The sequence below is a fragment of the Bombella mellum genome (assembly GCF_014048465.1).
Lineage (GTDB): Bacteria > Pseudomonadota > Alphaproteobacteria > Acetobacterales > Acetobacteraceae > Bombella > Bombella mellum.
In genome coordinates, this window is record NZ_PDLY01000003.1 from 356,770 (window position 1) to 368,036 (window position 11,267).

The window sequence follows — 11,267 nt, forward strand, 5'->3', positions numbered from 1 at the left end:
CGTGTGACTTCACTCTGGGCTGTGGCGGGGCAGGGTTATATAGTGCCTGTCATCCAACCTCTGTCACGGTTTTTCTCAGTTTCTGTTTCTGTAAGGGTCATTCCGTTCATGCTGCCTGCCCCCCTGACCATGATGCTCGCTTTTCTGGACGTGCAGAAATGGCGTCCCCAGCCCGTACGGCGGCGGGGGCGGCGTATCCGTCTTTTTGCTCTGGAAACGGGAAGCTGCGAAGGGTGCGCCATGGAGCTGATCGCTCTGGGCAGCAGCGTCTATCCTCTGGAGGGCAGTGGTTTCCAGAGGGTCCAGCATCCGGAGGATGCGGACTGGCTTCTTGTCACGGGGGCCGTGACACGGTCCTGTGCGGGGACGCTGGCGAGTGCCTGGGAGGCCATGCCCGCCGGGCGCAGCCTCGTGGCGGTGGGAGACTGCGCCCATGATGGCGGACCATGGAAAAGCAGCTATGCCACGCTGGGTGGCCTTCAGGCACTCACACGGGTTTACGGGGCCATTCCCGGCTGCCCGCCTTCACCCGAGGCCATCCTTCAGGCACTCGTGGAGCTGGCGGAAGGTGGTTCTTCCTCGACGGGTTCCCAGGCCTCTTCCGCTTCACGGCGCAGCCGCCAGTAGGACCGGCGGGAGAGCGGGATCATGACGAGATAGAGCAGACCCGCCGCCGCTAGGGCACCCCACGGCTCGGCGATGAGGATGGCGGCATAGGCCCCCGTGCCGACCAGCATGGGCAGGATGTATCGTGATGGCACCTTGAAGTTCTTGAAGGACCAGATCGGCAGGGTGGAGACCAGCAGCAGGGCGGTGACGATCAGGCAGCCCGCCGCCAGCCACGGGGAGTGGGCGAAATGCTCCACACCCGTCAGATGGTTGCGCTTGGCTTCCAGTCCGAGAAAGACGGGGAAGAGGGCCAGCCCGGCACCGGCCGGAGCCGGAACGCCCGAGAAAAAGTTGGCGGCATATTCCGGAGCCGTGTCGTCATCCAGTGCGGAATTGAAGCGGGCCAGCCGCAACGCCATGCAGACGGTGAAGAAGATGAAGGGAATGAAGGCCAGACGCTGCGTGGCAGGCAGTGCCCAGAGCATGAGGATGAAAGGCGGCACGACGCCGAAGCAGACGAAGTCCGACAGGCTGTCAAACTCGGCTCCGAAGCGGGACGTGCCCTTCAGCAGGCGGGCGATGCGTCCGTCCAGCCCGTCCATGCAGGCGGCCAGCAGCAGGGCCGCCGCCGCATGGGTGAAGTGGCCTGTCATGGAGAACTTGATGGCACTCAGCCCGGCACAGAGGCCAAGCATCGTCAGGATGTTGGGGACAAGCCGGTTGAAGGAAAGCCCATGGACCCGGCGGCGTTTGCGCCGGTATCTATGCATGATGATCGTGCCGGGAGAAGGCTTCTGCATATGATGATCCTCAGAGCTTCGCTATGACCGTCTCGCCTCCGATCATCGTCTGCCCTTCCAGAACATCGGGGGTGACGCCCGGCGGCAGATAGATATCCGTGCGGGACCCGAAGCGGATGAGACCGAACAGTTCGCCAGCCCGTACCTGGTCGCCTTCTGCCACGTCGCAGAGGATGCGGCGTGCCACAAGCCCGGCAATCTGCACCACGGCCACCTGACGGCCATCGCCGAGGGTCACGCGCAGCTCGTTGCGTTCATTGTGTTCGGAGGCCTTGTCCAGGCTGGCATTGAGGAACCTGCCCGCATGATAGGCAATCTTCGTGACTGTCCCGCTGACGGGCATACGGTTCACGTGCACGTCCAGAACGGAGAGGAAGGTCGAGACACGCCAGACCGGTTCGCTGCCCATCTCCAGGGCGGCTGGAGGCGGGACCATGGAAACACCCGTCACACGTCCATCCGCACTGGCGAGGACGAGGCCTTCACCCTGTGGAGACGTCCGCCGTGGGTTGCGGAAGAAATACAGGCAGAAGCCGGTGAAGGCGAAACCCGCCGTACCAAGTGCCCGTGTCAGCCGCCATGGCGTGGCCCGCCCCAGCACACCGGCCAGCAGGCCAATGCCAAGGAACGGTGTGGCCGCACGGTGCGGCGGAGCAAGGACAAGTTTGAAAGATTTGATCAGTGACATGGGATTACTCATACGTCACCTGCCGGATGGGTCAAGTATTTCGTTGCAGGAGCCGGTGTGGAGCTGCAATGAGGGGCATCAGGGTTGCGATGGCGGAGGACAGGTTTCATCCTGAGGAGACCATGCCTGTCATTCTGCAGTTTCCTGCGGGATTTCCTCTGGTAAGGAGAATGTTTCATGAATGTGGAAATAAGGCCGGTTCCTGTCTTTCAGGACAATTACATCTGGTTCGTCCGTAAGGAGGGGCAGCCCTGGGTGGTGATCGATCCGGGCGAGGCCGGGCCGGCGGAGGCGGTGCTGGGGAAGGAGGCCCCGGCTGCCATCCTGCTGACCCATCATCATGGCGATCATGTCGGTGGGGTGGCGGAGCTGGCACGGCGTCATGAGGTGCCGGTTTATGGTCCGGCGGACGTGGCGGGAGTCGATCATCCTCTGAAGGATGGCGATGAGGTGAAGGTGGCAGGGCTGACATTCCGTGTCATGGCCACACCGGGTCACACGCTGGATCACCTCTGCTATGCACTGGAAGGCGGGACCCCGGCTCTCTTCAGTGGGGATACGCTGTTCAGTGGCGGGAGTGGCCGCCTGTTCGAGGGGACTGCGGAACAGCTTTTTGCCAGCTTCCGCCAGTTTGATGATCTGCCGGACGGGACGCTTCTCTGCCCCGGCCATGAATACACGCAGGGCAACCTGAAATTCATTGCCTCACTGGGCGGAAGCACCCCTGCGCTGGAGGCCCGCAGGGCAGAAGTGGCGCAGCTCCGGGCGAAAGGGCGGCCCTCGGTGCCCGTTACGCTGGGTGTGGAGCGGCAGACCAACCCGTTCCTCATGGCCCCGACGCCGGAAGAGCTGGCCCGCCTGCGGAAGCAGAAAGACCAGTTCTGAGTTGTCAGGCCGTGCGGATGTCCAGCCCGATATCCAGTGCTTTCACGCTGTGGGTCAGCCAGCCGAGGGAGAGGATGTCCACGCCACTTTCGGTAATGCTGCGGGCCGTGTCGGGCGTGATGCCGCCGGAGGCCTCGGCAATGGCCCGGCCCTCGATCATGTTCACGGCCTCACGCAGCATGGCGGGGGTCATGTTGTCCAGCAGGTAGGCATCCGGCCCGTCGGGGCACTCCAGAGCCTCGGCAAGCTGGGCGAGGGAGTCCACTTCCAGCTCGATCTTCATGAGGTGTCCGGCCCGCTGGCGGGCGGCGGCCAGTGCGGCGGGGATGTTGCTGCCGAAGAGGGCCAGATGATTGTCCTTGAGCATGATGGCATCATCCAGCCTGTGGCGGTGATTGCTGCCACCACCAGCCCGGACGGCATATTTCTGCAGGGCACGCAGGCCGGGGAGCGTCTTGCGGGTGCAGCAGATACTGACCCCCGTACCTTCCACGGCGTCCACGATCTGGCCCGTGGTGGTGGCGATCCCGCTGAGATGGGACAGCAGGTTGAGGGCCACACGTTCCCCGCCCAGCACGGCACTGGCTGGGCCTTCCACCTCGGCCAGAACGTCGCCACGGGTGATGCGGTCGCCCTCCTGCCTGAAGGGGGTGAAACGGGTTCGGCCATCCAGAAGCGTGAAGGCCAGACGGGCACCGGGCAGTCCGGCCAGCCGTCCATCCTGCCGGGCGACGAAGGAGGCCCGCAGCGTGGGCTGGCCTTGCATGAGGGCCTGCGTGGTGACGTCGCCACCTGTGCCGAAATCTTCCCGCAGGGCGTTGCTGATGACCGGTTCCCAGAGCAGGTCGGGCAGGAAAAGCGTCTCAAGGGCCATGATGATGGGTCTCCTGGTGCTGGATGGAAGGAGGTTACAGGGGCAGGTCGGTCAGCTGCATGTCGATGTGACGGGGCGGCTGAAGACCGGGCGTGTCTTCCCGCCAGTGTGCCCCTCTCTGTTCCGGGCGGTTCAGGGCGGCCCAGCCGATGAAGGAGGCCGTCAGGGCGCAGAGATTCTGGCGGGCCAGTGGTAGGGTACGTTCCAGAAAATTTTCCAGTCCTGTGCGGGTGCGGAGAATGCCGAGATGTTGTTGCATTTCGGCCCGGAAAGGCCAGTCCGTCGTGAAGGTGGGGCGTGCCGGTACCGTGGCGGGAGGGGGAGCTGTTCCGTCGTTCCGGCTGGTGTTGACGTCCCGCCCCGCCCATTGCCCGCAGACCAGAGCCTCCAGCAGGGAGTTGCTGGCCAGCCTGTTGGCACCATGAAGGCCGGTACAGGCGACCTCTCCGCAGGCCCACAGTCCCTTCAGAGTCGTGCGGCCTGTCTGGTCCACTTTCAGGCCGCCCATGTGGTAGTGCATGGCGGGCTGGACGGGCAGAATCTGGGTGTCCGGATCAAGACCGGCTTTTCGGCAGGCCTGCGTGATGCCGGGGAAACGTGCGCTGAAGGGGGCACCCGGCAGGGATCGTCCATCCAGAAAGACGGTGCGTCCCTCCCGCAGCTGGGCAGCGATGGCCCGGCTGACGACATCACGGGGGGCGAGTTCTTCCGTGAAGCGGTGGCCGTCATCCAGACGCAGCACGGCTCCGGCTCCCCGTACGGCCTCACTGATGAGGGAGAGGCGGCCTGTCTGGCCCGGTGCAACGAGGGCCGTGGGATGAAACTGTGTGAATTCCATGTCCCGCAGGGTGGCTCCTGCCCATGCGGTCAGAGCCAGTGTCGTACCCCGGTTGGAGAGCGGGCTGGTCGTGTGCTGATACAGCCCGCCGCAGCCGCCGCTGGCTAGGATGCAGTGCCGTGTGGGGATGAACCCGGCGGATGTCCATACACCCTGCATTGTCCCATCAGGGGCGTGGAACCCTTCCAGCGTGGCCTGTAGCCAGTGGATGGTGTCCTTTTTCCGGGCCTGCTGGAGAACATGCTGAAGGATGACCTGCCCGCTCCGGTCGCCACCGGCAAAGACAATCCGTTCATGACTGTGGGCGGCTTCCAGATGGAGGGAAAGCTGGCCTTTTCCATCACGGGCTAGGGGCACGCCAAGCCGCAGGAGCGTTTCTACGGCACCCGGTCCTGCCTCGGTGATGCGCTGCACGATGGCCGGATCACACAGACCGGCACCGGCCTTGAGCGTATCCTCGGCGTGGCTGGCCGGACTGTCACCGGGACCGACCGCCGCCGCCATGCCGCCCTGGGCCAGGGTGCTGGATGTTCCTTCCCCCGTGAAGGAGGGAGCAAGCAGCACGCAGGGGCCGTCCATCTCCAGAGCCGCCATGAGTCCGGCCAGCCCGGCCCCGATGATGACTGGCCAGCCTGCGTGGCGGGAAAGGACATGTCCCTGCATGGGACGGTCCTTCACTTGATGGCCAGCATCCGCTCGACGGAGCGGCGGGCCGGTTCCTGAAGGTCAGCCGGGATGGTGACTTCGGTGCTCATGGTTTCCAGAGCCTGACGGATGTTCTTCAGGGTGATGCGCTTCATGTGCGGGCAGAGGTTGCAGGGACGGATGAAGTCGGTCTGCGGGTGCATGGCGGCGAGGTTGTCGCTCATGGAACATTCGGTGATGAGCATGACCTTTTCAGGTTTATGCTGGGCGATGTAGTCCATCATGCTGGCCGTGGACCCGGCATGGTCGGCTTCCGCTACGACATCGGGTGAGCATTCCGGATGTGCAATGATATGGAGCGGGCCATGCATCCGCCGGTACTGGCGGATCTCCTGCGGGGTGAATCGTTCATGGACTTCGCAGCGGGCTGACCATGTGTGCATCTTGATGCCGGTTTCCCGTTCGATGTTCCGGGCAAGGAATTCATCGGGGATCATGATGACTTCCGGCACGCCAAGGCTTTCCACGACACGGCGTGCATTGCCGGACGTGCAGCAGACGTCCGTCTCGGCCTTTACGGCAGCGGAACTGTTCACATAGGTGACGACCGGCACGCCGGGATGGCGTTCCCGCAGGGTGCGGACATTTTCCGCCGTGATGCCTTCGGCCAGGGAGCAGCCTGCCAGTTCGTCCGGTATGAGGACGGTCTTGGTGGGATTCAGAAGCTTGACCGTTTCGGCCATGAAATGGACGCCCGCCATGATGATGACATCCTGTTCCAGATTCTGGGCCTCACGGGCCAGAGCCAGACTGTCCCCCCTGATGTCGGACACGCAGTGGAAGATTTCTGGCGTCTGATAATTATGGGCGAGGATGACGGCATTATGCTTGCGCTTCAGCTCAAGAATGGCCTCGATGTCATCTGCAAAAAGCCGGTCCCAGTCCTGCCGGGCCATGAGGGAGGCCACGGGGCTGTACAGCGCAGCGCGGGACGGAGAGGTGGCGATGCCCTGCATCATGGAGAGGTCCTTACCAAGGTTATACTCACTATGAGCATAATATAGGGCCTGCTGGAGATCATGCCAAGGGGTTTCTGCTCCGGGTGTGTCAGGAGGAAAGACCGACCGTACCGTTTTTTCAGGAGCGTGTTCTGGATGAGGGTGACCGGGCAGAGGCTGCTGTTTTCCAGTCGTCCCAATGAGGCCTGGTGTCATGCCGAGACACGTCGATGTGCAGGGAGTGTCGCAAAAGTTAAAAAAATATTTCTGAATCGTTTTTCAATAGTATATGAAGGCGGCGGTATTTTGGATTCCATGTAAGAGCAGAATAGTCAGGGGACGGATGTGGTCGGGCCGATAGTGAAACAGTCATTGAAGATTATGGTGCTTTCAGCGTTGACTGTGGCAGGGCTTCCCGTCGCCCGTGCGGCTGATACGGCACAGCTGTCACCTGTCGTCATGTCCGGGACGGCAGGTGAGTGGGGGTATCGTTGTGTGTTCCCGCCGAACAGTCCAGCCAAGGGGCCACAGTTCTGTCTGATGCAGCAGAGCCTCATGATGCGGGGAGATGGAGGCAAGGCGGAACCCCTGGGGGCCGTCATACTGGCCCGGGCAACAGAGGATGTCGACAGGGAGCCTATTGCAGGGCGTCCGTGGCGGGTAACGGCCATGGTTCCCCTTGCCCTGTCCCTGAAGACGGATGCCCGTATCGCCGTGGAGGGGCAGAGTCCCGTCCGTCTGCAGTGGCAGTCCTGCATCTCGACAGGCTGCATGGCCTCGGCGGACCTGTCTGCGGCGCAGGCGGAGCAGTTTGCCAGAGGGCAGACGGGCCACATCATGGTGGACAAGGTCTCGGAAGGGACGCTGACGATCAATTTCGCTCTGGATGGAGCTTCTGCGGCGATGCAGCAGATTGATGGCTGGATACAGCATTCTCCTTTTCATCGCTGAAAAACGGATATTGGAGCAGGCTGGTCGTGGGCGGGTCTCGTGATTTCTGTGGTGTGAGCTGATGCCCGAGGTGTCCAGGGCGTGGCGTAGGGTTGTGGCAGGGTGTCTGTGGGCGGTGCTGGCCGTGGGAGCCGTGCAGGTGGGCAGCGTGAGGGCCGCTCCGGCTCTGGCGGAAGCTCCTCCGATCATTCCAGGGCTGGGAGCAGGCCCGGGTTCTTCGCAGGACCAGTTCCAGCGTTTCCGTCAGCACCAGCAGCAGCTGGACTCCCTTCCACCGCCTGCCGCCAATGTGAAGGTGGCCCCCGAGGAGACCCCACAGGGTGCGTCACGGGCCTGCATGTTCATTCACAGGGTGAGCATTACCGGAGCTAGGCACCTTTCCGCTGGAAGTCTGAGGCGTGTCGCATCCGATTTTGAGGGACGCTGCCTTGGCGTGAGCGACCTCAATGGCCTCATCAACAGGATCAACGAGGCATATGTCCGCAGGGGCTACATCACGTCCCGTGCCTATCTGCCAGAGCAGAAGCTGAGCAGCGGTGAGCTTTCCGTTGTCGTGGTGGAAGGCAGGCTCGAGGGTGTGGACATGCAGGGGCGCAGCCGCAGGCTGGTGCCGGGCGTGGCCTTTCCCGGCCTGAAGGGGCACATCCTCAACCTGAGGGACCTGGAGCAGGGTGTGGAGCAGATGAACCGTCTGCCGCATTTTGGTGCCCAGATGAAAATCACGCCCGGTGCAGATGCCGGGGCCTCACGTGTGGTGGTGAACGCTCCGGCCAGAGGCATCCTGCATGGCCAGTTCTGGGCGGACAACAATGGGCAGAAAGTGACGGGGCGTACGGTAGGTCATGCCCTGCTTATGGCTGAAAACCCGCTGGGACTGCTCGACATGTGGTCCGTGGAATATGACCATTCCCTGCGTGGGCCGGATCATGGAGCCAGAGGCACGTCTTTCCTGTCAGCCAATGGGTCGGTTCCCTTCGGATACTGGACGGTGTTCGGTTCATGGTGGCAGTCACAGGATGCCTATCCGTTGCAGGCAGGGACCGAACTCTATCATCTGAATGGATCCCGGACCGACTGGCAGGTCGGATTTTCCCGTACGCTCTGGCGCAACAGCGTGGGGGTGACAACGGGACAGGTTTCGTTCGAGCGGAAAACGTTCGGGTCTCAGGTCAATCATACCAGCATATTCAGTCAGAGCGGACGGCAGGCTTATGTGAATGCGAACATAAGTGAATCGCTCAAGATACTGGCCAGCAGCTGGTACATCACGGGTGGAGTGAAAATCGGCCTCGATGGGGCGGGAACATGGAACTACTATCCTGACCCTGCCCGGGATGAGCCACACACGGCCTACGTAAAACCCACGCTGGATATCGACGGCTACGTTCCTTTTGCACCCCGCTGGTTATGGCACACCACCATGCATGCGGAAATCAGCTCCCATGATCAGAATCCGACCAATGAGCTCCAGGTAGGCGGCCCCTACACTGTTCGGGGTTTTCTGGAGCAGGAGTTCATCGGCAACAACGGTGGCTACATGCGTAATGACGTCGCCTGGTCACCGCCGACGGATGCCATGAAATGTGGAGCCTATACGGGCGTGTGCAGGGGCCTTCTGAAAGGTGTGCAGATCTATGGCGCACTGGATTTTGGCGTGGTCCGGGCCGGTTTTCAGTCCAGAGCCACGCCAGCCGTCCTGAAGGGGGGAGAGATGGCCGGTGTGGGGCTGGGCGTTCGCAAGACGGGCGGCCTGCTTTTCTGGGATGTGGTCCTGACACACGCCATTGCCCGGGGAGCCTTGCCAGCAGAGGGACTGATCACGTTTTTCAATGCAGGGGTACGGATGTGAGTGGCATGGAACGGCCGGTGATTCAGTGCGACAGCCAGTCCACTTTTTCTTTCGTGCAGAAGATGGTCAACCTGTTCTGTGCCGTGGTCCTGCTGATGGCTTCCACCATCACACCGGCTGTGGCACAGCAGGCTCCGCCCCAGATCGTGGTGGATAATTCTGCGCATGGTCTGCACCCTGAGTTGGACAGAACCCAGAATGGCATAGATCAGATCAACATCGTGTCGCCAAACGGGGCAGGGGTCTCTCACAACATGTTCCGGAACTACAACGTTTCGGAGCGAGGACTGATCCTGAACAATGCGACACGCAATGCCCAGACAAAGATTGGTGGTGTCATATTGGGCAACACCAACCTGCACGGGCGGGCCGCCGGGACGATCCTGAACGAGGTGACGGGTCCATTGCCCAGTCACATTCTTGGTTATACGGAAGTTGCAGGAAAACAGGCCGCCGTCATCGTTGCCAATCCCAATGGTCTGACCTGTAATGGGTGTGGTTTCATCAATACATCACGTGTCACCTTGGCAACCGGCCATCCGGAATTCAATGCACGAGGTGGTGTGCAGGCCTTCTCCATACATGGTGGGACTGTCCAGTTTGGAGAGAAGGGGGCGGATTTTGCGTCCGTACCGGTACTGGACATTCTGTCCCGAAATGTCAGGATCGCTGGTCCGGTCAGTGCGCAGAAGGCCAATCTCGTACTGGGTAAAAACCGTGTCGTATATGGAACAAATGAGGTCACACCCCTCGCAGATGATGGAAGCCGGAAACCCGAGCTGGCTCTGGATACGGCTGCCATGGGCGGGCTGTATGCCAACAGCATCTATCTGATTGTGAATGAGGCCGGGGCGGGTGTCCGGGTGGATGGCACGATGGCTTCCAATGCCGGGGACATGCATCTGGACAGTCAGGGCAATCTGGTCCTGAACGGCCGCCTGTTGGCACAGGGGCAGGTGACCGTAAATACTGCCGGCCCCGTACAGGTTACCAGTCAGGGCGCACTGGAGGCAGGACAGGCCTTGAGTGTGGCATCTGGCAAGGGCATTGCCAATGCCGGGACCATGTATGCGTATGGCGGTCAGATACAGCTTGCAGCTGATGGTACCATCACCAACACTGGTCATGCCGTGGCCAATGCTGGCCCCCTGACCGTACAGGCACGGAGTGATGTTCGGAACTCCGGTGAGCTGGGGAGCCGACAGGGGGCGGTGTCGCTTGAGGGGACGGGGCTTAGGAATGATGGCGGGAAGCTGATCGCCGCTGACGGTCCGCTGTCCCTGACGCTGCATGGCGGTGACATCTCCAACGGCAACGGGCTGATCCAGTCCAGCGAGGGTCTGACGCTGACGGCGGGCACGCTCTCCAACCAGGGCGGGACGCTGCTGAGCGGCAGAGGTGACGTGGATCTGACGGCCGGGTCGTTCCGGAACGAGGGCGGTCTTGTGCAGGCGCAGGGGACCCTGACGGCCCGTCTGGGACGCTATGGCTCGGATGAGGGATCCAGCCTGGTGGCGGGGGGTGCGCTGCATCTGAGCTCACCGGGTGTGGTGCATAATGAGGGCGTCCTGGCCTCCTTCGGGGACATGACGCTGACGGCCTCCCGTCTGGAAGGGGGATCGAAATCCCGGCTCCAGGGTCAGAGGGTCGAGGCGCATCTGGGTGACGGGGGCCTGCAGAATGGCGGGTCGCTGGTCGGGCTGACGGGGCTGAGCCTGACGGGCGGGGGCGTGCTGGCCAACAGTGGCGAGCTGGGGGCCCGTCAGGGGGCGGTGTCGCTTGAGGGGACGGGGCTGAGGAATGATGGCGGGAAGCTGATCGCCGCTGACGGTCCGCTGTCCCTGACGCTGCATGGTGGTGACATCTCCAACAGCAACGGTCTGATCCAGTCCAGCGAGGGTCTGACGCTGACGGCAGGCACGCTCTCCAACCAGGGCGGGACGCTTCTGAGCGGCAAAGGTGACGTGGATCTGACGGCCGGGTCGTTCCGGAACGAGGGCGGCCTTGTGCAGGCGCAGGGGACCCTGACGGCCCGTCTGGGACGCTATGGCTCGGATGAGGGATCCAGCCTGGTGGCGGGAGGTGCGCTGCATCTGAGCTCACCGGGTGTGGTGCATAATGAGGGTGTCC

The 11,267-nt window shown here is 62.4% G+C and carries 10 protein-coding genes; 5 read left to right on the plus strand and 5 right to left on the minus strand.

The genetic code is table 11. The features are described 5' to 3' along the window. Nucleotides 1–108: 108 nt before the first annotated feature. Nucleotides 109–627: an NADH-quinone oxidoreductase subunit B family protein gene (locus CPA56_RS06510; RefSeq protein WP_182041191.1), complete on the plus strand. Its 519-nt coding sequence runs from the start codon at nt 109–111 to the stop codon at nt 625–627. Here the strand turns inward: CPA56_RS06510 and CPA56_RS06515 are convergent. Together CPA56_RS06515 and CPA56_RS06520 are read right to left on the minus strand one after the other, a co-directional pair. Next, nucleotides 543–1,409, minus strand: coding sequence for a CDP-alcohol phosphatidyltransferase family protein (locus CPA56_RS06515; RefSeq protein WP_182041192.1), 867 nt, complete (start codon nt 1,407–1,409; stop codon nt 543–545). The genes CPA56_RS06510 and CPA56_RS06515 overlap by 85 nt on opposite strands. A gap of 10 nt (nt 1,410–1,419) precedes the next feature. Then, the gene (locus CPA56_RS06520; RefSeq protein ID WP_182041193.1) at nt 1,420–2,097 is read right to left on the minus strand and encodes a phosphatidylserine decarboxylase; all 678 of its coding nucleotides are present in this window, start codon (nt 2,095–2,097) and stop codon (nt 1,420–1,422) included. Between the two features lie 177 nt (nt 2,098–2,274). Here CPA56_RS06520 and gloB point away from each other — a divergent pair, with 177 nt between their 5' ends. After that, nucleotides 2,275–2,982, plus strand: a complete 708-nt coding sequence (gloB, locus tag CPA56_RS06525; protein WP_195805114.1) for a hydroxyacylglutathione hydrolase — start codon at nt 2,275–2,277, stop codon at nt 2,980–2,982. Nucleotides 2,983–2,986: 4 nt separating this feature from the next. Here gloB and nadC read toward each other — a convergent pair whose 3' ends face one another. Genes nadC through nadA form a run of 3 tightly spaced genes read right to left on the minus strand, consistent with a single transcriptional unit; the run spans nt 2,987 to nt 6,355 of the window. Continuing rightward, nucleotides 2,987–3,856 carry a carboxylating nicotinate-nucleotide diphosphorylase gene (nadC, locus tag CPA56_RS06530; protein WP_182041194.1) on the minus strand — a complete coding sequence of 290 codons (870 nt, stop codon included), beginning with the start codon at nt 3,854–3,856 and terminating at the stop codon, nt 2,987–2,989. Between the two features lie 34 nt (nt 3,857–3,890). After that, nucleotides 3,891–5,357, minus strand: a complete 1,467-nt coding sequence (locus CPA56_RS06535) for an L-aspartate oxidase (RefSeq protein WP_182041195.1) — start codon at nt 5,355–5,357, stop codon at nt 3,891–3,893. Between the two features lie 11 nt (nt 5,358–5,368). After that, nucleotides 5,369–6,355 carry a quinolinate synthase NadA gene (gene nadA / locus CPA56_RS06540; protein ID WP_182041229.1) on the minus strand — a complete coding sequence of 329 codons (987 nt, stop codon included), beginning with the start codon at nt 6,353–6,355 and terminating at the stop codon, nt 5,369–5,371. Between the two features lie 363 nt (nt 6,356–6,718). Between nadA and CPA56_RS06545 the strand changes: the two genes are divergently transcribed. The 3 genes from CPA56_RS06545 to CPA56_RS06555 all read left to right on the plus strand — a co-directional run. Next, entirely contained in the window at nt 6,719–7,288 is a 570-nt protein-coding gene (locus tag CPA56_RS06545) for an invasion associated locus B family protein (protein ID WP_182041196.1), read from the plus strand. 61 nt (nt 7,289–7,349) lie between these two features. Continuing rightward, the gene (locus tag CPA56_RS06550) at nt 7,350–9,137 is read left to right on the plus strand and encodes a ShlB/FhaC/HecB family hemolysin secretion/activation protein (protein WP_182041197.1); all 1,788 of its coding nucleotides are present in this window, start codon (nt 7,350–7,352) and stop codon (nt 9,135–9,137) included. 5 nt (nt 9,138–9,142) lie between these two features. Further along, the coding region (locus CPA56_RS06555; protein WP_182041198.1) for a filamentous hemagglutinin N-terminal domain-containing protein at nt 9,143–11,267 on the plus strand (2,125 nt) is incomplete at its 3' end.

What these genes read in the sequence shown, in the direction of transcription:
- gloB (WP_195805114.1), top strand. Translation starts at nt 2,275, where the DNA reads ATGAATGTGGAAATAAGGCCGGTTCCTGTCTTTCAGGACAATTACATC.
- CPA56_RS06545 (WP_182041196.1), top strand. Translation starts at nt 6,719, where the DNA reads ATGGTGCTTTCAGCGTTGACTGTGGCAGGGCTTCCCGTCGCCCGTGCG.
- nadA (WP_182041229.1), bottom strand. Translation starts at nt 6,355, where the DNA reads ATGCAGGGCATCGCCACCTCTCCGTCCCGCGCTGCGCTGTACAGCCCC.
- nadC (WP_182041194.1), bottom strand. Translation starts at nt 3,856, where the DNA reads ATGGCCCTTGAGACGCTTTTCCTGCCCGACCTGCTCTGGGAACCGGTC.
- CPA56_RS06535 (WP_182041195.1), bottom strand. Translation starts at nt 5,357, where the DNA reads ATGCAGGGACATGTCCTTTCCCGCCACGCAGGCTGGCCAGTCATCATC.
- CPA56_RS06520 (WP_182041193.1), bottom strand. Translation starts at nt 2,097, where the DNA reads ATGTCACTGATCAAATCTTTCAAACTTGTCCTTGCTCCGCCGCACCGT.
- CPA56_RS06550 (WP_182041197.1), top strand. Translation starts at nt 7,350, where the DNA reads ATGCCCGAGGTGTCCAGGGCGTGGCGTAGGGTTGTGGCAGGGTGTCTG.
- CPA56_RS06510 (WP_182041191.1), top strand. Translation starts at nt 109, where the DNA reads ATGCTGCCTGCCCCCCTGACCATGATGCTCGCTTTTCTGGACGTGCAG.
- CPA56_RS06515 (WP_182041192.1), bottom strand. Translation starts at nt 1,409, where the DNA reads ATGCAGAAGCCTTCTCCCGGCACGATCATCATGCATAGATACCGGCGC.